20 protein-coding genes are annotated in these 20,278 nt (G+C 72.0%); 13 read left to right on the forward strand and 7 right to left on the reverse strand.

Annotated features, from left to right (window positions below; genetic code table 11):
- Window positions 1-793: FadR/GntR family transcriptional regulator (locus EDM22_RS16095; protein WP_138708110.1), on the reverse strand; the 793-nt coding region annotated here is incomplete at its 3' end.
- A 294-nt stretch (window positions 794-1,087) separates the two neighbouring features.
- On the opposite strand from EDM22_RS16095, the gene EDM22_RS16100 reads away from it, so the two are divergent.
- From EDM22_RS16100 to EDM22_RS16125, 6 genes are read left to right on the forward strand one after another with little or no spacing between them, the layout of a single operon-like run.
- Window positions 1,088-2,413, forward strand: coding sequence for an MFS transporter (locus EDM22_RS16100; protein WP_212591973.1), 1,326 nt, complete (start codon window positions 1,088-1,090; stop codon window positions 2,411-2,413).
- Window positions 2,410-4,170: a dihydroxyacetone kinase family protein gene (locus EDM22_RS16105; RefSeq protein ID WP_122938105.1), complete on the forward strand. Its 1,761-nt coding sequence runs from the start codon at window positions 2,410-2,412 to the stop codon at window positions 4,168-4,170. The genes EDM22_RS16100 and EDM22_RS16105 overlap by 4 nt, the downstream gene beginning before the upstream one ends.
- Window positions 4,167-4,637, forward strand: coding sequence for a ribose-5-phosphate isomerase (locus tag EDM22_RS16110; protein WP_122938106.1), 471 nt, complete (start codon window positions 4,167-4,169; stop codon window positions 4,635-4,637). The genes EDM22_RS16105 and EDM22_RS16110 overlap by 4 nt, the downstream gene beginning before the upstream one ends.
- A complete protein-coding gene (locus EDM22_RS16115; protein WP_122938107.1) occupies window positions 4,637-5,416 on the forward strand; it encodes a triose-phosphate isomerase family protein in 780 nt (259 codons plus the stop codon). Before EDM22_RS16110 ends, EDM22_RS16115 begins: the two co-directional genes overlap by 1 nt.
- The gene (locus tag EDM22_RS16120) at window positions 5,413-6,207 is read left to right on the forward strand and encodes a sugar phosphate isomerase/epimerase family protein (RefSeq protein ID WP_122938108.1); all 795 of its coding nucleotides are present in this window, start codon (window positions 5,413-5,415) and stop codon (window positions 6,205-6,207) included. The genes EDM22_RS16115 and EDM22_RS16120 overlap by 4 nt, the downstream gene beginning before the upstream one ends.
- Complete coding sequence (locus tag EDM22_RS16125) at window positions 6,204-7,109, forward strand: phosphogluconate dehydrogenase C-terminal domain-containing protein (RefSeq protein ID WP_122938109.1); 906 nt, start codon at window positions 6,204-6,206, stop codon at window positions 7,107-7,109. The genes EDM22_RS16120 and EDM22_RS16125 overlap by 4 nt, the downstream gene beginning before the upstream one ends.
- A gap of 83 nt (window positions 7,110-7,192) precedes the next feature.
- Here EDM22_RS16125 and EDM22_RS16130 read toward each other — a convergent pair whose 3' ends face one another.
- Entirely contained in the window at window positions 7,193-8,596 is a 1,404-nt protein-coding gene (locus EDM22_RS16130) for an MFS transporter (protein WP_122938110.1), read from the reverse strand.
- Between the two features lie 5 nt (window positions 8,597-8,601).
- The gene (locus tag EDM22_RS16135; RefSeq protein WP_245989470.1) at window positions 8,602-9,024 is read right to left on the reverse strand and encodes a MarR family winged helix-turn-helix transcriptional regulator; all 423 of its coding nucleotides are present in this window, start codon (window positions 9,022-9,024) and stop codon (window positions 8,602-8,604) included.
- A gap of 115 nt (window positions 9,025-9,139) precedes the next feature.
- Here EDM22_RS16135 and EDM22_RS16140 point away from each other — a divergent pair, with 115 nt between their 5' ends.
- From EDM22_RS16140 to EDM22_RS16155, 4 genes are all read left to right on the forward strand, one after another.
- The gene (locus EDM22_RS16140) at window positions 9,140-10,945 is read left to right on the forward strand and encodes a circularly permuted type 2 ATP-grasp protein (RefSeq protein WP_122938112.1); all 1,806 of its coding nucleotides are present in this window, start codon (window positions 9,140-9,142) and stop codon (window positions 10,943-10,945) included.
- The gene (locus EDM22_RS16145) at window positions 10,939-11,868 is read left to right on the forward strand and encodes an alpha-E domain-containing protein (protein WP_122938113.1); all 930 of its coding nucleotides are present in this window, start codon (window positions 10,939-10,941) and stop codon (window positions 11,866-11,868) included. Before EDM22_RS16140 ends, EDM22_RS16145 begins: the two co-directional genes overlap by 7 nt.
- Window positions 11,865-12,710, forward strand: a complete 846-nt coding sequence (locus tag EDM22_RS16150) for a transglutaminase family protein (RefSeq protein ID WP_122938114.1) — start codon at window positions 11,865-11,867, stop codon at window positions 12,708-12,710. Before EDM22_RS16145 ends, EDM22_RS16150 begins: the two co-directional genes overlap by 4 nt.
- Window positions 12,711-12,854: 144 nt before the next feature.
- The gene (locus EDM22_RS16155) at window positions 12,855-13,703 is read left to right on the forward strand and encodes an alpha/beta fold hydrolase (RefSeq protein WP_122938115.1); all 849 of its coding nucleotides are present in this window, start codon (window positions 12,855-12,857) and stop codon (window positions 13,701-13,703) included.
- 49 nt (window positions 13,704-13,752) lie between these two features.
- Here the strand turns inward: EDM22_RS16155 and EDM22_RS16160 are convergent, their stop codons facing one another.
- A complete protein-coding gene (locus EDM22_RS16160; RefSeq protein WP_122938125.1) occupies window positions 13,753-14,415 on the reverse strand; it encodes a histidine phosphatase family protein in 663 nt (220 codons plus the stop codon).
- A gap of 323 nt (window positions 14,416-14,738) precedes the next feature.
- Between EDM22_RS16160 and lplAB the strand changes: the two genes are divergently transcribed.
- Together lplAB and EDM22_RS16170 are read left to right on the forward strand one after the other, a co-directional pair.
- Window positions 14,739-15,788, forward strand: a complete 1,050-nt coding sequence (lplAB, locus tag EDM22_RS16165) for a lipoate-protein ligase LplAB (protein ID WP_122938116.1) — start codon at window positions 14,739-14,741, stop codon at window positions 15,786-15,788.
- 189 nt (window positions 15,789-15,977) lie between these two features.
- Window positions 15,978-16,298 carry a hypothetical protein gene (locus tag EDM22_RS16170; RefSeq protein ID WP_122938117.1) on the forward strand — a complete coding sequence of 107 codons (321 nt, stop codon included), beginning with the start codon at window positions 15,978-15,980 and terminating at the stop codon, window positions 16,296-16,298.
- Window positions 16,299-16,355: 57 nt separating this feature from the next.
- Here EDM22_RS16170 and EDM22_RS16175 read toward each other — a convergent pair whose 3' ends face one another.
- The gene (locus EDM22_RS16175) at window positions 16,356-16,859 is read right to left on the reverse strand and encodes a flavodoxin family protein (RefSeq protein WP_122938118.1); all 504 of its coding nucleotides are present in this window, start codon (window positions 16,857-16,859) and stop codon (window positions 16,356-16,358) included.
- Here EDM22_RS16175 and EDM22_RS16180 point away from each other — a divergent pair.
- Window positions 16,858-17,856, forward strand: a complete 999-nt coding sequence (locus tag EDM22_RS16180) for a DNA-methyltransferase (protein ID WP_122938119.1) — start codon at window positions 16,858-16,860, stop codon at window positions 17,854-17,856. The genes EDM22_RS16175 and EDM22_RS16180 overlap by 2 nt on opposite strands.
- On the opposite strand, the gene EDM22_RS16185 is transcribed toward EDM22_RS16180, so the two are convergent.
- The gene (locus tag EDM22_RS16185; protein ID WP_170964169.1) at window positions 17,843-18,916 is read right to left on the reverse strand and encodes an acyltransferase family protein; all 1,074 of its coding nucleotides are present in this window, start codon (window positions 18,914-18,916) and stop codon (window positions 17,843-17,845) included. The two genes, EDM22_RS16180 and EDM22_RS16185, sit on opposite strands and share 14 nt — an antisense overlap.
- Before the next feature lie 307 nt (window positions 18,917-19,223).
- The gene (locus EDM22_RS16190; RefSeq protein ID WP_122938121.1) at window positions 19,224-20,249 is read right to left on the reverse strand and encodes a LacI family DNA-binding transcriptional regulator; all 1,026 of its coding nucleotides are present in this window, start codon (window positions 20,247-20,249) and stop codon (window positions 19,224-19,226) included.
- Window positions 20,250-20,278 lie beyond the last annotated feature (29 nt).

Genomic DNA, 20,278 nt, shown 5'->3' on the forward strand with positions numbered 1-20,278 from the left:
CTGCGCCGGTCGCGCCCGCTGCGCCGGTCGCGCCCGCTGCGCCGGCCTCGTCCGCGGTCGTGGACTGCGCGGCCGCGAGGCGTGCCGACGCCGTGGCCATGTGCACCGCCATGGCCGACGCCGCGGCATCCGCATCGCGGGCGGCGAGCGCGCGATAGACCGCCTCGTGTTCGTCGAGCGCCGTGCGGGCGTGCTGCTCGTCCTGCACGGCGCGATCGACCCAGATGCGCAGCAGTGAGCGCACGATCTGCAGCAGGTCGAGCAGCACCGAGTTGTCGGCGCTCGTCGCGAGCTCGTGGTGGAACGCGAGGTCCGCCTTCACGAAGGCCTTCAGGTCGCCGACCGAGCCGCGCATGCGGTCGATCTGCCGGGCGAGCGAGGCGAGCTGCGCCTCGGTGAGCCGGTCGGCCGCGAGGCGTGCGACGTAGATCTCGAGGCCGGAGCGCAGCTCGAGCAGCTCCGCGGTGCTGCGCTCGCCGATGAGCACGCCCCAGCTGAGGCTCTGCGGGAGCAGCTCGCTGACCGTGCCGCGCAGGTAGGTGCCGGAGCCGGGACGCACGTCGACGATGCCGAGGATCTCGAGCGCCGCCAGGGCCTCGCGCACGGCGGATCTGCCCACCTCGAGGCTCGCGGCCAGCTGGCGCTCGGGCGGGAGGCGGGTGCCGGGCGCGATCGAGCCGCTCGTGAACAGGTCGAGCAGCCGCGTGGCGACGACGGACACCGCGGATCCCGACGGCAGGGCGCCGAGGGCGGCGGTGATCTCGGCCGAGCTGTCATCGCGGAACACGGGCATGACCTCAACCTACCAACCGGATGCGATGTCCCGCCGGGTGGCACACGGCGACGGCCGCGGGACGGTCCGGGCGCGCCCTCGCCGCGACATCCGCCCGGATTGGTCAACCGGTGGGCTTGCAATTGGTCAACCGGTTTGGCAATATGGCCTCTGACGCAGCACCGGGATCGCATTCCCACCCCATCCGAAGAAGGAACAGGAGTCGACGTGGACACCGCCACTCAGCCGAAGACGTCAGTGGAGCAATCCGCGATCCGGAAGGTCGCCGTGCGACTGGTCCCGTTCGTGGCCCTGATGTTCTTCATCAACTACCTCGACCGCACGGCCATCGGCTTCGCGGCGCCCAACGGCATGAACGAGGACCTCGGACTCACGGCCGCCCAGTTCGGCTTCGCATCGGGCGTCTTCTTCATCGGCTACATCCTGTTGGAGGTGCCGTCGAACCTCGCCCTGCACCGGTTCGGCGCCCGCAAGTGGCTCGCCCGGATCATGGTGAGCTGGGGCATCGTCGCGGCCCTGTTCGCGTGGGTGCAGAACTTCGAGCAGCTCGCCACGTTGCGGTTCCTGCTCGGCGTCGCCGAGGCCGGCTTCTTCCCCGGCGCGATCCTCTTCCTCAGCCTCTGGGTCCCCGCCGTCCACCGCGGCAAGATCCTCGCCCTCTTCTACCTGGCCCAGCCGCTCACGACGGTGTTCGGCGCCCCGCTCGCGGGTCTCCTGATCCAGCAGGACGGCGTCTTCTTCGGCCTCGAGGGATGGCGCTTCATGTTCCTCGGCGTCGCGATCCCCGCCATCGTCGTGGGCATCATCGCCTGGTTCTACCTGAAGGACCGCCCCGCCGACGCGAAGTGGCTCACACCCACCGAGCAGGCCTGGCTCACCGACGCCCTCGACCGCGAGAAGACGGCGACCGAGCAGAAGCAGCACCATGTCTCGGTCAAGCACGCGTTCAAGAGCGGACGGGTGTGGGCGCTGTCCTTCATCTACTTCGGCTTCATCTACGGCCTGTACGCGCTCGCGTTCTTCCTGCCGACGATCATCGACGGCTTCCAGTCGCAGGCGGGCGTCGAGTTCGACATGTTCCAGAAGGGACTCATCACCGCGATCCCCTACGTCCCCGCGGCGATCGTGCTCTGGCTGTGGTCGCGCGACGCGAGTCGTCGCGGACTGCGCACCTGGCACATCGCCGGACCCGCCATCGCCGGCGCCGTGAGCATTCCTCTCGCCCTCTTCGCCGGCTCGCCGGTGCTCACGATCGCGGTCATCTCGGTCACGGCGATGTCGATCTTCGCGGCCCTGCCCAACTTCTGGACGCTCCCGACCCAGTTCCTCACCGGCGTGGCCGCGGCAGCGGGCGTCGCGCTCATCAACACGATCGGCAACCTCGCCGGGTTCAGCGCCCCCTTCCTCACCGGTGCCGTGCACGACTGGACGGGGGGCTACGAGGTGCCGATGTTCATCGTCGGCTTCTTCATGCTCGTGTCGGCGGTGATCATGATCGCGCTCGCCCGCAGCGGCCGCGTGAAGGTCGCCCGCGGCGACGAGACGGCCGAGGAGCTCGTCATCGAGCAGCTCGCCCCCGAGGGCGAGGTCGTCGCCGCGGCCGACCGGGACGCACGATGACCAGGCTGTTCAACGCCCCCGAGGACTTCGCCGACGAGATGGTCCGCGGTTTCGTGGCCGCCAACGCGCGCTACGTGCGTGCGGTGCCGGGCGGGGTGGCGCGGTCGACCGTGTCGCCCGCAGGCGAAGTCGCCGTGGTCATCGGCGGCGGCTCGGGCCACTACCCCGCCTTCGGCGGGCTGGTCGGCCCGGGCCTCGCCCACGGCGCCGCGATGGGCAACCTCTTCGCGTCCCCGTCGACGCAGCAGGTCCGCTCGGTCGCGACGGCGGCGCAGCAGGGCGGCGGCGTGCTCCTCACCTACGGCAACTACGCGGGCGACGTGCTCAACTTCGATGCCGCGCAGGAGCAGCTCCGGGCCGCAGGCATCCCGTGCGAGACCGTCACCGTGACCGACGACGTGTCGAGCGCGCCGCCGGCCGAGAAGCACAAGCGCCGCGGCATCGCGGGCGACCTCACGGTCTTCAAGGCCGCGGGCGCCGCGGCCGCCGAGGGCTACGACCTCGAGGGCGTCGTGCGCGTCGCCCGCCTCGCGAACGAGCGCACCCGCTCGTTCGGGGTGGCCTTCACCGGCTGCACGCTGCCGGGCGCCGCCGAGCCGCTGTTCTCGGTGCCCGAGGGCCGCATGGCCGTCGGGCTCGGCATCCACGGCGAGCCCGGCATCGGCGAGACGGAGGTCCCGACCGCGGCCGGGCTCGCCGAGCTCCTCGTCGGCCGGCTCCTCGAGGAGCTGCCCGAGGGCGTCGGCCGCGTCGAGGGCGCCCGCGTCGTCCCGATCCTCAACGGCCTCGGCGCCGTGAAGTACGAGGAGCTCTTCGTCGTGTTCGGACGCGTCGCCGAACTGCTCCAGCAGGCGGGCCTCGAGGTCGTCGACCCGCAGGTCGGCGAGTTCTGCACGAGCTTCGACATGGCCGGCGCCTCGCTCACCCTCCTCTGGGTCGACGAGGAGCTCGAGCGGCTCTGGTCGGCCCCCGCCGACACGCCCGCCTTCCGGCGCGGCTCGGTCGCGCCCGTCGCCTACGCCGAGATCGCCGAGACGGATGTCGCCGCCGACGAGGCGCAGGTCGTGCCCCACGCGAGCGACGAGTCGCGCGATGCCGCCGAGCGCGTGGCCGACCTCGTCTCAATCGTTCGGCAGACCGTCGACGAGCACGTCGACGAGCTCGGCCGCATGGACGCCATCGCCGGCGACGGCGACCACGGCATCGGCATGCAGCGGGGCTCGCACGCCGCCGACGCCGCCGCGCGCGAGGCGATCGCCGCCGGCGCCGGTGCGGGCACGGTGCTCGAGCGCGCGGGCGACGCCTGGTCCCATCGGGCGGGCGGCACCTCGGGTGCGCTCTGGGGCCTGGCCCTGCGCGAGCTCGGCGGCGCCATCGGCGACGAGCGCGCGCCCCACGCGACATCCGTCGCGGCCGGCGTCGCAGCCGCCTCCGACGGCATCCGGTCCTACGGCAAGGCCGAGGTCGGCGACAAGACGATGGTCGACGTGCTCGTGCCGTTCAGCGCGACGCTGACCCGCGAGGCCGAGACCGGGGCATCCCTCGCCGACGCCTGGGGCATCGCCGCCGACGCCGCCGTCGCGGCCGCCGCGGCGACCGCCGACCTGCTCCCGCGCATGGGCCGTGCCCGGCCGCACGCCGAGAAGAGCCTCGGCACGCCCGATCCGGGGGCGCACTCGTTCGCCCTCATCGTGCGTGCCGTCGCCGACGTGCTCACCGAGCGCGCCGGCCTCGCAACGAAGGGAACCACCGCATGAGCGACGCACTCCGCATCGTCGTCGGCAGCGACGACGCCGGCTTCGACTACAAGGAGATCCTGAAGCGCGACCTCGAGCAGCACGACGGCGTGGCCTCCGTGGTCGACGTCGGCGTGGACGCCGACGGCCACACCGCCTATCCGCGGGTGGCCATCGCCGCCGCCGAGCTCGTCGCGTCGGGCGAGGCCGACCGCGCGCTGCTCGTGTGCGGCACCGGCCTCGGCGTCGCGATCGCCGCGAACAAGGTGCCCGGCATCCGCGCCGTGACCGCGCACGACAGCTTCTCGGTCGAGCGCGGCGTGCTCTCGAACTACGCGCAGGTGCTCACCATGGGACAGCGCGTCGTGGGCATCGAGCTCGCCCGCCGCCTCGTGCGCGAGTGGCTCGACTACCGCTTCGACCCCACCTCGGCATCGGCCGAGAAGGTCGCTGTCATCGGCGAGTACGAGACCACCGGGTCCTGCTGATGTCCGCGCGCGTGTCGATCGGGGTGAGCCTGAAGATGTACTTCGGGCACGCCGACGCGCGCCGGTGGTTCGCCCGGGTCGCCGAGCTCGCGGCGCAGCATCCCGCCGTCGCCGACGGTCGCGTCGAGTGCTTCGTGATCCCCACCTACCTGCAGGTGCTCCCGGCGATCGACGCCGTCCGCGGCACGAACGTCGTCGTGGGCGCGCAGGATGTCGCGACGGCGGACTCCGGCGCGTTCACCGGCGAGGTCTCGGCCGCCGAGCTCGCGGAGGTCGGCGCGCGACTCGCCGAGGTCGGCCACGCCGAACGGCGCCGGCTCTTCGGCGAGACCGACGACGTCGTGGCTGCCAAGGCCTCGGCCGCACTGCGCAACGGGCTCGTCCCCGTGCTCTGCCTCGGCGAGGCCGAGCGGTCCAGCGCAGCGGATGCCGCGGCCCGCACGGTCGACCAGCTGCGATCCGCACTGCGCGGCGCCCCCGACGGTCGCGTGCTCGTCGCCTACGAGCCGGTGTGGGCGATCGGCGCCCCGGAACCCGCGCCCGCCGAGCACATCGTGACCGTCGCCCGCGCCGTGCGCGCCGAGCTCGACCGCATCGCCGGTCGCGACGGCAGCGGCGTGATCTACGGCGGCTCCGCCGGTCCCGGGCTGCTCACGACGCTCGGCAGTGCGGTCGACGGCCTGTTCCTCGGCCGGTTCGCGCACGACCCGGCGGCGCTCTCCGCCGTGCTCGACGAGGCGGGCGCGCTCGCCGACGCCCGGGCGGAGGTCGTCGCATGATCGGCCTCGGCAGCTACGCCTTCTTCTGGCAGCAGTCCGACCGCGTGCCCGAGCCGCTCGGGCTCATCGAGGCGTTCGAGCGCACGCGCGAGCTCGGCGTGGGCCTGTTCCAGGTCATCGACTACGACCCCCTTCTGCGGATGTCGCAGGCCGAACTCGCGGCCGCGGCATCCGAGGCCCGACGGCTCGGCCTGCGCATCGAGCTCGGCACGAAGGGCGTGCAGCCGAGCCACCTCACGACCTTCCTGCGGCTCGCGGAGCTCTTCGACGCCGAGCTCGTACGCAGCATGGTCTTCGCGCCCGGCTTCCGCCCGACGCTCGACGAGGCCGCCGGATACCTGCGCACCGCCCTGCGCGACTACGAGGCGGCGGGCGTCACGCTCGCACTCGAGACCTACGAGCAGCTCCCGTCGGCCGACCTCGTCGCGCTCGTGGAGCGCGTCGGCAGCGAGCGCCTCGGCATCTGCCTCGATCCCGCGAACACCGTCGCCGGCCTCGAGCTGCCGCGCGACGTCATCGAGCGGTGCGCGCCGCACACCCGCAACATCCACGTCAAGGACTTCGCCTTCGCCCGCCAGGAGGGCTGGGTGGGCTTCACCTACAGCGGCGCGCCGCTGGGGGAGGGGCTGCACGACTACCCGCGGATGCGCGCGGCAGTCGACCCGGATGCCCGTGGCATCAACGAGATCGTCGAGCACTGGCTGCCCTGGCAGGGCGATCCCGACACGACCGTGGCGACCGAGATCGCCTGGACCGACACCGCACTGCACTACCTGAGGAGCAACCCATGAGCACCACCACCACCACCGACCCGACCACCGGGACCGGCGGCGCCGTGCCGACCGACACGTACGACATCGCCGTCATCGGCGCCGGCGGCAAGATGGGGATGCGCGTCAGCGACAACCTCGTGAAGACCGCCCACCGGGTGTCGTACAGCGAGAACTCGCCCGCGGGCCAGGCGCGCGTCACGGCCGCGGGCCGCGAGCTCACCGCCACCCCCGACGCCGTGCGCGACGCCGACATCGTCGTGCTCGCCGTGCCCGACCTCGCCCTCGGCCCGGTGACCGCCGAGATCGTGCCCCAGCTCAAGCCCGGCGCGATCGTGCTCACGCTCGACCCCGCCGCCGCGTATGCGGGCCTGCTCACGACCCGCGACGACGTCATCCAGGCCGTGGCTCACCCGTGCCACCCCTCGATCTTCCTGCAGCGCACGACGCCCGAGGAGTACGCCGACACCTTCGGCGGCATCGCCGCCCCGCAGGACGCCATCGCCGCGATCGAGTCCGATGACCCCGCCAAGCAGGCGATCGTCGAGGCGACCGTGCGCGCGATCTACGCACCCGTCATCGACGTGCACTGGGTCACCATCAAGCAGCTCGCGCAGCTCGAGCCGACCCTCGTCGAGACCATCGCGTGCATGGTCGGCGCGCTGCTCAAGGAGGCCCTCGACGAGGCGGTGAACACGATGGGCGTTCCCGAGGCGGCGGCCCGTTCGATCCTGCTCGGCCACACGCAGGTCGCCCTCGCCAACGGCCTGCGCGGCGACAACCCCTTCAGCGACGCCTGCCTCATCGCCATGGACTACGGCAGGGAATCGATCATCAAGGACGACTGGAAGAAGGTCTTCCGCGACGACGAGCTCGACAAGAACCTCGCCCGCATGCTGCACCTCGACAGGATCGAGCGCTGAGCCCGGCGGGCGGCTCGTTCCCGCCCGCCGAACGAACGATGGCTCCCGCCTGTGGAGGGCGGGAGCCATCGGCATGCCGGGGACTACTGCGCGGGGGCGGCCTCGGTGCGTACGGACTTGGTCGCAGCGTCGCAGGTGACGTGTCCGGGCGCGACGGTCGGGTCCCGGCGATGCTCGGCAGGGGTCGTGCCGACCACCGCCACGGGCATCGTGGGCAGCACCGCGATCGCCGCGGTCGGGGCATCCGCGTAGGCCAGCGCCGGCATCCACCGGGCGGTCGGATGCCGCACCACGCGCAGTCCGCGCGCGATGACGAGCCACGCGAGGCCGATGAGGGCCGCGACGCCCGCCGCGACGGCCGCGACGCCGAGCGCCCAGCGCGGACCCAGGTGATTGGCCACGGCACCCACGATGGGCGCGCCGATCGGCGTGCCGCCCATCACGACGGCCATGTACAGCGCCATCACCCGGCCGCGCAGCAGCGGGTCGGTCGTGGTCTGCACGTAGCCGTTCGCGGTCGTGAGCATCGTCACGGCGCCGAAGCCGATGAAGACGGTGGATGCCGCGAACAGCCAGTACGTGGGCATGACCGCCGAGACGAGCAGCGCCACGCCGAAGATGCCGGCCGCGACGATGATGATGCGGATGCGGGCCCGCTCGCGCCGCGCCGCGAGCAGCGCGCCCGTGAGCGACCCGATCGCGAGGATCGACGAGAGCACGCCGTACTCGCCGGCGCCGCGGCCGAACTCCACGGCCATCGTCGAGGAGAAGATCGGGAAGTTCATGCCGAACGCGCCCACGAGGAACACGATCACGAAGACCACGACGAGGTCGGGGCGCCCCCACACGTAGCGGAAGCCCGCGACGAAGGCGCCGCGCTCGCGGGGAGCCCGCGGCATCCGTCGCAGCTTCGCGTGCTTGAGCTTGACGAGCGCGACGAGCACCGCGATGAACGTGACCGCGTTGATGACGAAGACCCAGCCCGAGCCCACGAGCACGATGAGGAAGCCCGCGAACGCCGGGCCGATGAGGCGCGCGGCGTTGAACGACGCGGAGTTGAGCGCGACCGCGTTCGACATGTCGCCCGACGAGACGAGGTCGGCGACGAAGGTCTGGCGGGCGGGGGTGTCGACGGCGTTCACGATGCCCAGGAGCCCTGCGAACACGAAGAGGTGCCAGAGCTCGGCGCGGCCGGAGATGAGCAGGAGGCCCAGCGCGAGGCCGAGCACCATGAGCGACGACTGTGTCACCATCAGGATCTTGCGGCGCTCGAAGCGGTCGGCGATGAGGCCGGTCACGGGCACGAGCAGCAGCTGCGGCGCGAACTGCAGGGCCATGGTGAGGCCCACGGCGAAGGCGTCGTTGTCGGTGAGCTCGGTGAGCACGACCCAGTTCTGGGCGGTGGCCTGCATCCAGGCGCCGATGTTGGAGACGAGTGCGCCGACGAACCAGATGCGGTAGTCGGCGCTGGACAGGGAACGGAACATGGATGTCACGTGGTGGCGAGGCCTCCCATCAGTTCTGCGGCGCGGGCGAGCACCGCGCGGTCTTCCTTGGACAGTTCGCGCAGGCGCGTGGTGAGCCACTCGTCGCGCTTGGAGAGCGTGGCCCTGACGATGTCGCGGCCGGCGTCGGTGAGCGAGATGTTCGTCTTGCGGCGGTCGGCCTCGTCGACGATGCGTGCGACGTAGCCCGACTCCTCGAGGCAGTTGACCGTGCGGTTCATCGACGGCGCCGACACCCGCTCGTGCTCCGCGAGGCTCGACAGGGTCTGCGTGCCGTGGCGGTAGACGACCCCGAGTGCGGCCATCTGCGCGTCGGAGAGCCCCTCGTCGACGCGTTGTGCGCGGATGCGTCGCGCGAGCCGGAACGTCGCCATGCGGAGGTCGGTGCTCTGCTGCGCGATGGTTGCCATGGATTCGTTAGTGTAGCTCATTAGCCTTGCTAAGTAAAATCGCGGACCGGCCCGGATGCCCCGCCCGTCGCGTGTCGGAAACATCCCGGTAATCGACCAGTGGAACAGTCAGGTCATGGGCACGCTCTTCGACGGCTACACCGCGACCAGGGGTCGCAAGCGCAAACGGCATGCCCGCCCGTGGGACGAGATGTTCCCGGCCGACTCGGTCACCGTGCGCGAGCCGTACCGCGAGCTCTACCCGGCCCTCGCCCGCATGACGCAGGACGAACTCCGCGGCCGCACGGACGCGCTCGCCAGCTCGTACCTCGCGCAGGGCGTCACCTTCGACTTCGCGGGCGAGGAGCGGCCGTTCCCGCTCGACGCCGTGCCGCGGGTCATCGCGGCATCCGACTGGACCCACGTCGAGGCGGGCGTCGCCCAGCGGGTGCGCGCGCTCGAGCGCTTCCTCAGCGACGTGTACGGTCCGCAGACGGCGGTGCGCGACGGCGTGATCCCCGCCGCGCTGATCAGCTCGTCGACCCACTTCCACCGGCAGGCCGCCGGCATCGAGAGCGCCAACGGCGTGCGCATCCACGTGGCCGGCATCGACGTCATCCGCGACGAGGTGGGCGAGTGGCGCGTGCTCGAGGACAACGTGCGCGTCCCGAGCGGCGTGAGCTACGTCATCTCGAACCGACGGGTCATGGCGCAGACGCTGCCCGAGCTCTTCACGTCCATGCGGGTACGGCCCGTGGGGGACTACCCGAACAAGCTGCTGCAGGCGCTCCGCGCGAGCGCGCCCGAGGGTGTCGAGGACCCGACCGTCGTCGTGCTCACCCCCGGCGTCTACAACTCCGCGTACTACGAGCACACGCTGCTCGCCCGCCTCATGGGCGTCGAGCTCGTCGAGGGCCGCGACCTGTTCTGCTCGGGCGGCCGCGTGTGGATGCGCACGACGGCCGGTCCCACGCGCGTCGACGTCGTGTACCGCCGCGTCGACGACGAGTTCCTCGACCCGCAGCAGTTCCGCCCCGACTCGGTGCTCGGCGCCCCCGGGCTCATGCTCGCCGCGCGCCTCGGCCACGTCACGATCGCGAACGCGGTCGGCAACGGCGTCGCCGACGACAAGCTCGTCTACACGTACGTGCCCGACCTCATCCGCTACTACCTCGGCGAGGAGCCCATCCTCCCCAACGTCGACACCTGGCGCCTCGAAGAACCGGAGGCGCTCGCCGAGGTGCTCGACCGTCTCGACGAGCTCGTCGTGAAACCCGTCGACGGCTCCGGCGGCAAGGGCCTCGTCGTCGGTCCGGATGCCTCGAGGGCCGAGCTGGCCGAACTGCGCGGGCAGCTCCAGCGCGATCCCCGCGGCTGGATCGCGCAGCCGGTCGTGCAGCTCTCGACGATCCCCACCCTCGTGGAGGACGGCATGCGCCCCCGCCACGCCGACCTGCGTCCGTTCGCCGTGAACGACGGCACCGACGTGTGGGTGCTGCCCGGCGGCCTCACCCGCGTCGCCCTCCCCGAGGGCCAGCTCGTCGTGAACTCGAGCCAGGGCGGCGGATCGAAGGACACCTGGGTGCTCGACGACGCCCCCCTCTCGGTGACCGGGCCGATCCTGCCGCCGCGCGGCTCGGGCATGGGCACGCTCGTCGCCGACCAGGCCACGAAGGCCGTCTCGACGAGCACGATCGCGGTCGTCGCGGCCGCCGACGCGGGCTCCACGGGCGTCCCCGCGCACGGCCTGCATCCGCCGGAGTCGTCGCCGCAGGACGAGGACGCCCCGGTGCGCCAACAGCAGCAGCAACAGCAGCAGTCCGCCGGTCGAGTAGCCCGCGCAGCGGGCGTATCGAGACCCGTCCTTCCGCTGTCAGGTCTCGATACGCCGCCGCCTTCGGCGGCTACTCGACCGACGGGAGCGGGGGTGGCACCATGCTGAGCCGCATCGCCGAGTCGCTCTTCTGGATCGGCCGCTACATCGAGCGGAGCGACGGCACCGCCCGCATCCTCGACGTGCACCTGCAGCTCCTGCTCGAGGACCCGTGGATCGACGAGGACACCGCCTGCCGCTCCCTGCTCTCGGTCATGGGCAGCGAGGCCAACCCCGACGTGCCGCTCGGCCGCGGCGACGTGATCGCCCTGCTCGCGGTCGACCGCACGCATCCCGCCTCGATCGCGCACTCGATCGCCGCCGCACGCGAGAACGCCCGCCGCGCTCGCGAGATCGTCTCGACCGAGCTGTGGGAGGCCCTCAACCAGACGAACGCGCGGATGCCGCGACGGGTCGCATCCGACAAGACCCACGAGTTCTTCCGCTGGGTGCGCGACCGGTCGGCGCTCGCGATCGGCGTCGTCGACTCGGCCACGAGCCGCGACGAGGCGTGGCACTTCTTCTCCCTCGGACGCGCGCTCGAACGCGCCGACATGACGGCGCGCCTCCTCGCCACCCGCTCCCTCACCGAGGCGAGCGGCCCGAGCTGGACGACGATCCTCCGCAGCTGCGGCGGCTACGAGGCCTACCTGCGCAGCTATCGCGGTGTCCCGTCGACGCAGTCCGCGGCCGAGTTCCTGCTGCTCGACCGGCTGTTCCCGCGGTCGATCCTCTCGAGCGTCATCCGTGCGGACGAATCGCTGCACGAGATCGACCCCCGGGCCGGCCGCGTCGGCGTCACCGACAACGCCAAGCGCCTGCTCGGGCAGATCCGCTCCGAACTCGAGTACCGTCCGATCGCCGAGATCCTCACCGACCTCTCGGCCCACATGGAGCACGTCCAGGCGGTGACCTCGTCGGCCAGCGAGGCGATCAAGCTGCGCTACTTCCCGACGAGCGCCGTGCCCGTCTGGACCGGGGAGGTCTCGTGAGCCGCATCCGCATCGTCCATCGCACGGGCTTCTCGTACGAGCAGCCCGCGACGGCGTCGTATAACGAGGCGCGCATGCTGCCGCACTCGGGTGGCGAGCAATTCGTGCTGCACGCCGGCCTCGACATCCGCCCGGGCGCCACCCAGCACTCCTACCTCGACTACTGGGGCACGCGCGTCTCCACGTTCGAGGTGCTCACGCCCCACCGCGAACTGTCGGTCACGGCGACGAGCCTCGTCGAGGTGCGCCCCGCGCCTCGACGCGGGCTGGAGCTCGACTGGGACGAGGTGGCCGCGGCATCCGGGTCGACCGTCGCGCTCGTCGAGTGCTCGACGCAGACGAAGGCGACCGCGCCGCCGCGCGAGCTCGCGGCGCTCGCCGCAGAGATCAAGGCCGAGGGCGCACCCGTCGGCGAGACCGCGCTCGAGGTCGCCCGCGCGGTCGGCTCCGCCATGGAGTACATGCGCGGCGTCACGGGCGTGCACTCCACCGCCGTCGAGGCGTGGGCCGAGCGCAAGGGCGTGTGCCAGGACATCGCCCACCTCACGATCGGGGCGTTGCGCTCGATCGGCATCCCCACCCGTTACGTCTCGGGATACCTGCACCCCGATCCGTCCGCGGCGGTCGGGCAGACCGTCATCGGCGAATCGCACGCCTGGGTCGAGTGGTTCGCGGGGGACTGGCGCGGCTACGACCCGACGAATCTCGCCGAGGTCGGCGACCTGCACGTGCTGGTCGGCCGCGGGCGCGACTACAGCGACGTCTCGCCGTTGCGCGGGGTGTACGCGGGTCCCGGCGTCTCCGAGCTGTTCGTCTCGGTGGAGATCACCCGCGAGGCCTGACGCCCGCCCGCCTTCGCGCCGGAGGCAGCTTTCTGCGTCGGAGTGCGGTCGCCTCGTTGCCTCGGCCGCAGAAACCTCACTCCCGCGTCGCCGGCCTCGCGCCGCGGCATCCGCTCGGGGGCCTGCGGGTGCCATGATGAGCGCATGCCGATCTTCACCGACGACCACGGCGTCCGCATCCACTACGAATCGTGGCGGGTGCCCGAGCCGGTCGCGGTGGTGCAACTCGTGCACGGCGTCGGCGAGCACATCGGCCGCTACGGCGCGCTCGTCGCCGCGCTCAACGAGGCCGGCTACTCCGTCTGGGCCGACGACCATCGCGGCCACGGCCAGACCGGGTTCGAGCAGCACGGCGGCGATCTCGACCGCATGGGGCGGCTCGGTCCCGGCGGCCTGCGGGCGACGATCGACGACGTGCACCGCTTCTCCGGGATCATCCGAGAGACCGAGGGGCCCGACCTGCCGCTCGTCCTGCTCGGGCACTCGTGGGGGTCGCTCATCGCGCAGATCCTCTTGAACCGCCACCCCGCGGACTACGACGCCGTCGTGCTCACGGGCACGGCGCACCGCACGCTGCGCGACATGGACGCCGGCGACCTCAACCGCCGCCACAAGCACCTCGGCGACACGGGCATGGAGTGGCTGAGCCGCGACCCCGAGGTGGCCAAGGCGTTCGTCGCCGATCCGTACACCACGTCGACCCCGCTGCGCGAGCTCTTCGGCATCGTCGACGCCTCCCGCCTGCTGGGCCGCCCCGCGCGGGGCCTGCCCGCCGAGCTGCCCGTGCTCATCATGGTCGGCTCCGACGACACCCTCGGCGGCGAACGCAGCGCGGTGAAGCTCGCGCAGGCCTACGCCCGCCGCTCGGGCCTCGCCGACGTGACGCTCATCGTCTACCCCGAGGCGCGCCACGAGGTCTTCAACGAGACGAACCAGGAAGAGGTGCGCGCCGACCTCGTGCACTGGCTCGACGAGCGCTTCGCCGTCGATTGAGCGTGGGGGCGGATGCCGCGGCATCCGCCCGTCGACGGCCGCGTCGAGTTCAGCGACTCGTCGGCAGGTTGAACCCGAGGAGCCTCGGCTGCATGCGCCCCTCGACCGCTTCGAAGCGCACCGGGGTGAGCGTGCAGTTCTCGACCTCGGGGAAGAGGTCGCGGTACCGGTCGGGGTCGATGCCGAGCCAGTCGCACAGCAGCAGCCGCATGAGCGTGGCGTGCATCACGACGAGCACGCGGTCGCCATGGCGTGACGCGGCCGACCCGCCGATCGCGGCGGGGTCCACCCCGAACTCCTCGACGAGCTCCTCGAGCGCCGGTTTCGCGCGCGCGATGCCCTCGACGCCAGATTCGCCGCCCGGCAGGGGCTGGCGGGCCGGATGCCGCTCGAAGGCCGCCCATTCGGCAGGCATCCGTTCGGCGAGCTCGGCCGGGGTCAGGCCCTCGCCGGCGCCGAAGTCCACCTCGATGAGGCGCGGATCGACCCGCAACTCGAGTCCGCTCGCCGCCACCGCCGGCTGCGCGGTGATCCGCGCTCGACTGAGCGACGACGACACGACCGCGGAGAGCCGCGCGCGCTTCGCCCACTCGCCGAGCTCGTCGGCCTGCACGAGGCCGTGATCGGTGAGCTCGACGTCGGAGGATCCGGCGTAGCGGTGTTCCGCGTGCCATACCGTCTCGCCGTGCCGGGCCAGGAAGAGCGTGGTCATGGTGCGACGGTACCCGCCGGTCGAGTCGGCGCGCCAGCGCCGCACCCGCCGGTCGAGTAGGCGCGCCAGCGCCGTATCGCCGGTCGAGTAGGCGCGCCAGCGCCGTATCGAGACCCTCGCGTGGTCTCGATACGCTCCGTCGTCGCTACTCGTCCGGCGGGAGCGCGTGGTCTCGATACGCTCCGTCGTCGCTCCTCGACCGGCGGGAGCGCGTGGTCTCGATACGCTCCGTCGTCGCTCCTCGACCGGCGGGAGCGTGGGTCTCGAGACGCTCCGTCGTCGCTCCTCGACCGGCGGTGGGCCGCGGTCCGTAGGCTGGAGCCATGCACGGTGAGTACAAGGTTCCCGGCGGCAAGCTCGTGGTCGTCGACTTCGACGTCGTCGACGGCGTCATCCGCAATCCCCGCGTCGCGGGCGACTTCTTCCTCGAGCCCGACGAGGCGCTCGGCGACATCGACCGGGCGATCGAGGGGCTGCCCGCGGCATCCGACGCCAAGCAGATCGCCGCGGCGATCACCGCCGGGCTGCGGCCCGACGCCGTCATGCTCGGCTTCTCGGCCGAGGCCGTCGCGGTGGCGGTGCGACGTGCGTTGACGGATGCCACGACCTGGTCGAACTACGAGTGGGAGATCGTGCACGACCCCGCCGTGTCGCCGCGCCTGCACCTCGCGCTCGACGAGGTGCTCGCGACCCGCGTCGGCGAGGGGCGCCGCAAGCCCACACTGCGCTTCTGGGAATGGGAGGAGTCGGCGGTCGTCATCGGCTCGTTCCAGTCGGTGCGCAACGAGGTCGACCCGCAGGGCGCCGAGAAGTACGGGTTCGACGTCGTGCGCCGCATCTCGGGCGGCGGCGCGATGATGATGGAGAAGGGCAACGTCGTCACGTACTCGCTGTACGTGCCCGCCGAGCTCGTGCAGGGCATGAGCTTCGCCGACTCCTACGCGTTCCTCGACGACTGGGTGCTGCAGGGCCTGCGCTCGCTCGGCATCGAGGCCACGTACCAGCCGCTCAACGACATCGCGAGCCCCGCGGGCAAGATCGGCGGCGCCGCGCAGAAGCGCCTCGGCTCGGGCGGCGTGCTGCACCACGTGACCATGGCGTACGACCTCGACAACGCCAAGATGCTCGAGGTGCTGCGCATCGGCCGCGAGAAGATCAGCGACAAGGGCATCGCGTCGGCCGCCAAGCGCGTCGACCCGTTGCGGTCGCAGACGGGCCTGCCGCGCGCCGAGATCATCGAGCGGCTGAAGCAGACGTTCGCGGGACTCTACGGCGCGACGCCCGGGTCGGTCACGCCCGACGAGCTCGCCGAGGCCGAGGCGCTCGTCGCGTCGAAGTTCGCCACCGACGACTGGCTGCAGCGCGTTCCCTGAACAGTCGGCGAGCGGATGCCGCGTGCCGCGACTCAGACGCGCGCCCTCGCGTCATTCGAATCGAGCCTCCTGCGAGGCGGTGCTCACATGCTCACTCGAGCCAGTCGGAAGCACTCGGGGATCGTTTGGCAGGGCCGGCCTGTGGAACCCCTGAACGCGGAGGAGTGAGGGAGCCTCTAGAATCACGGGGTGGACTGGTGGATGATCCTCCTCATCATCGGCGCCGTGCTCGGGCTCGGCGCCGTCGCCGTGCGCCGCGGGTGGATCGACCTGTCCGACAAGACCAAGCGCGGCGGGTCCGGCTCGGGCGGCATCATGATGATCGGCGACGAGGTCTTCGCGCCGCGCAAGTACGAGGCACAGGTGGAGGCCGACCGGCAGGCTCGCCTGCCCGCGCCCGCGCCCATCCCCGGCGACGGCGACAAGGGCATCGCGTTCGCGGCGGCCGACGCCGACGACGACGATCCCGACCGCTTCCGCGGACGCATCCGCCTCGATCTCCAGCGCTGAGGCCGGCCTCCAGCGCCGAGGCGGGCCTCCAGCGCCGAGGCGGCGCCGCACCGCCGATCAGGTCGCGGTGAGCGCCGCACCCCACTCGCGTGCGCGCTCGAGCTCGCCATCCGCGAGCGGACCCGAGTAGCCGTGCACGCCGAACGTCTCGGGCTTCACCGCTGGGCGGAATCCGAGCGCCACGAGCTTCTTCATCGCCTTCTTCGCGGCCGAACCGGGCAGCCGCGGGGCCACCGTGCGCGTGTCGAACGTCGCGACCATGACGGGCGACGCCGGGCTCGAGAGCCCGTCGATCCACTCGCGGATGCCGCGTTCGGGAATCGTCGTCGCGCCCTGCTGCTTCGCCGAGTCGCGGGTCGAGGCCTTCGACATCGAGAACGCGTGCGTCGGCCCGCCGACCACCACGAGGTCGATGTGCGGTGGGATCTCCTCCGCCGCGGTCGCCGCATCGACCAGCTGCACGTCGTCGACGCCCCGCTGGGTGCGGATCCCGTCGGCGATCGACTTCGCGATCTCGCCCGTGTTCCCCCAGATCGTCTCGTACACCACCAGTGCTCGCATGAGCAGCTCCTTCGTCGTGCGTTCCGTGTGGGCGCCACGCTACGCCGGGCGGGTCCGGGCGCCCGGGACCTTCGGCCGCTGGCACACTGGTGACGTGAGCGTCGACGATCCCGACCGTGTGATCCACGCGGACAACCTCGACGTCCTGCGCACCTTCCCCGACGGCCGCTTCACGCTCGTCTACCTCGACCCGCCCTTCAACACGGGCCGGCCGCAGTCGCGGCAGGCGACGCGCCACGTGCGACAGCCGGTGACGGATGCGGCCGCGGACGCGGCATCCGCCCCCGGCTCGGCCGGCGCGATCACGGGGTTCCAGGGCAAGCGCTACGAGCGGATCCGCGGCGACCTCATGCGCTACGACGACCGGTTCGACGACTACTGGGCGTTCCTCGAGCCGCGCCTCGCGGAGGCCTGGCGGGTGCTCGCCGACGACGGCACGCTCTACCTGCACCTCGACTACCGCGAGGCGCACTACGCGAAGGTGCTGCTCGACGCCCTGTTCGGACGCGAATGCTTCCTCAACGAGCTCATCTGGGCGTACGACTACGGCGCGAAGGCGAAGCGGCGCTGGCCGACCAAGCACGACACGATCCTCGTGTACGTGAAGAACCCCGACCGCTACTGGTTCGACTCGAGCGCCGTCGACCGCGAGCCGTACATGGCCCCGGGGCTCGTGACGCCCGAGAAGGCCGAGCTCGGCAAGCTGCCCACGGATGTCTGGTGGCACACGATCGTGTCGCCCACGGGTCGCGAGAAGACCGGCTACCCGACGCAGAAGCCCGAGGGGGTGCTGCGCCGGATCGTGCAGGCCTCGACGCGCGAGGGCGACTGGGTGCTCGACTGCTTCGCCGGCTCGGGCACGACGGGCGCGGTCGCCGCGACCCTCGGGCGCCGCTTCGTGCTCGTCGACGAGCACGCCGACGCCATCGCCGTCATGCGGCGGCGCTTCGCCGAGATCGCGGGCGTGGAGTTCGAGGTCGGCGTCAGCGCAGGCTGAGCACGCGGCTCGGGCTGTCGCGGAGTGACGACGTTCCGGTGTGCCGGACCGCTCCGTCCATGCGGATGGAACGCGCTCCTGCATCAGCCGCGACGAGCGGATGCCGCCGCTGCCGCGGCACCCCGCACAGCACGAGCGCGAGCGGCGTGCGTAGCACGAGCAACGCGGCCGCCCACGGCACGACGAGCGCGACGGCGAAGGCCTCCCAGCGCGGCACGCCGGCCCCGTGCAGCACGGACAGCACCGCGGCGTGCGTGAGCACGACCATGAAGCCGCACAGCGCGAGCTGCGAGATCACCGCGCTCGCACGTGCGCCGACCCGGGCCAGCGCCCCCTGCGCGACGAGGATGCCGCCGCACGAGATCAGGATCGCCGTGACGACGCTCACGACCGGCGTGCCGAAGTCGCCCTGCTTCAGGTCGAGCGGCGCGGAGACCCCGGAGGCGATGAGGGCGACGGCGACGCCGAGCATCACGGCGCCGGTGGTCGCGGGTCGGGTGAGGCTCGGCTGCACGATCCGCAACGTGCGCCCGGCCACGACGAACACGACGCACGCGAGCCCGACGCCCGCGTCGAACGGTACGAGCGCGATCACGTCGCTCGCGAGGAACCCGGCGCCGAGCAGCGCCAGGGCGATCGCCCACTGCCAGCCGAGGGCGAGTCGTTCGATCGCGGCCGCGGCCACGATCGCGACGAAGAACGCCGTGACGAACCAGAACGCGGTGAACCCGTGCGGCAGGTGCGCGCCGCCCGCGAGGAGCCGGAGCGGGTCGGCGAACCCCACGAGCAGTGCGGCGATCACGAGGAGCCACGCGCCGTACGGCAGCAGCAGCGACAGCGCGCGGCGCCGCACGAGCTCGCCGAGACGGAGCCTCGACGCGAGGTACCCGCTCAGTACGAAGAAGATCGGCACGTGCCACGTGTACGTCGCGAGCCGAACGGGTTCCGCGAACCACACGTGTCCGGCCACGACCGCCACGATCGCGACGATCCGGAGGACGTCGATGGAGGGATCGCGCCGCCGCGGCTGCTGGGCCACCGGCGAGGAGTGCTGGGGCACTCGCGGGGAGTGCTCTGCAACCCGCCGAGGGGGCTGGGCCGTCCGAGGTTCCTGGGCCATCCGTTCGAGGGTAGACACGCCGCCTGAGTCCCACGTGCGCCGTTCCTGAATTTCCGTACAGGAATCCGCTGCGGCATCCGCTGGCCCGCTCGTGTCCGGCGGAGGTGGGGGAGCCCCGCCGCGCGGGAGTGAGGTTTCCGTGCGCGAGGTGAGTTCCCAACCGCGCTCCACCGCAGAAACCTCACTCCGGTGCGACACGAGCGGGGAGCGGCGCGGCGACCGCGCGGCGCTACGCGGACGCGCGCCGCTACGCGGACGCGCGCCGCACGAGGCGGGTCGGCATGATGTTGCGGTGGGACACCGTGGTGTCGCCCGCGAGGAGGCGGATGAGCAGGTCGGCCATCTCGTATCCCATCTCCTCGGAGGGCTGGTGCACCGTCGTGAGCGGGATCGCCGACGACATCGCGGCGGGGCTGTCGTCGAAGCCGACCACGGCGACGTCGTCGGGCACCCGGCGCCCGCGCTCGCGCAGCACCGAGAGCGCCCCGGTGGCCATGAGGTCGCTCGCCACGAAGAGCCCGTCGAGGTCGGGCACGCGGTCGAGCAGCCGCCGGGTCGCGGCGACCGAGCCCGCCACGCTGAAGTCGGCGGTCTCGACGGCGTCGTCGGGCAGGCCCGCGACCGCCATCGACCGCCGGAACCCGTCGAGCCGGTCGACGCCCGCGGACATGTCGAGCGGGCCCGTGATCGTGCCGATGCGGCGCCGGCCCGTGGCGATGAGGTACTCGGTGGCCGTCATGCCGCCCTCGACGTTGTCGACGTCGACGAAGATCTCGTCGTCGGACTCGCGCTCCGGGCGTCCGCCGAACACGATCGGCACGGAGCCGGCGGCCTCGACGAGCGAGTCGTCGCCCTCGTGGTGCGAGATGACGAGGGCGCCGTCGACGACGCCCGAGCGCAGGTAGCGCACGGTCTTGCGGTTGGGGTCGCTCGTGGAGATGAGCAGGTTGAGCAGGTACTCGCTCTCGTCGAGGCGGCGGGTGATGCCCTGCACGATCGCCGCGAAGTACGGGTCGCCGAAGAACCGGGTCGTGTCCTCGGGCACGACGAGCGCGATCGCGTTCGTCGTGCGGCTCGCGAGGGAGCGCGCCGCGCGGTTCGGCACGTAGTTGAGCTTGGCGATCGCCGCGTTGACCGCCGCGAGCACCTCGGGGCTCACCTTGGGCGAGCCGTTCACCACGCGGCTGACGGTCGCGCGCGAGACGTTGGCCTCGCGCGCGACCATCTCCAGCGTCGGCGCGGCGGGTCGCGACCCGATCCCACCCGCATGCATGTCGCTCAGTCTATTTCCGGGTCGTCGGG

The sequence above is a fragment of the Agromyces tardus genome, assembly GCF_003710805.1.
Classification (GTDB): Bacteria; Actinomycetota; Actinomycetes; order Actinomycetales; family Microbacteriaceae; genus Agromyces; species Agromyces tardus.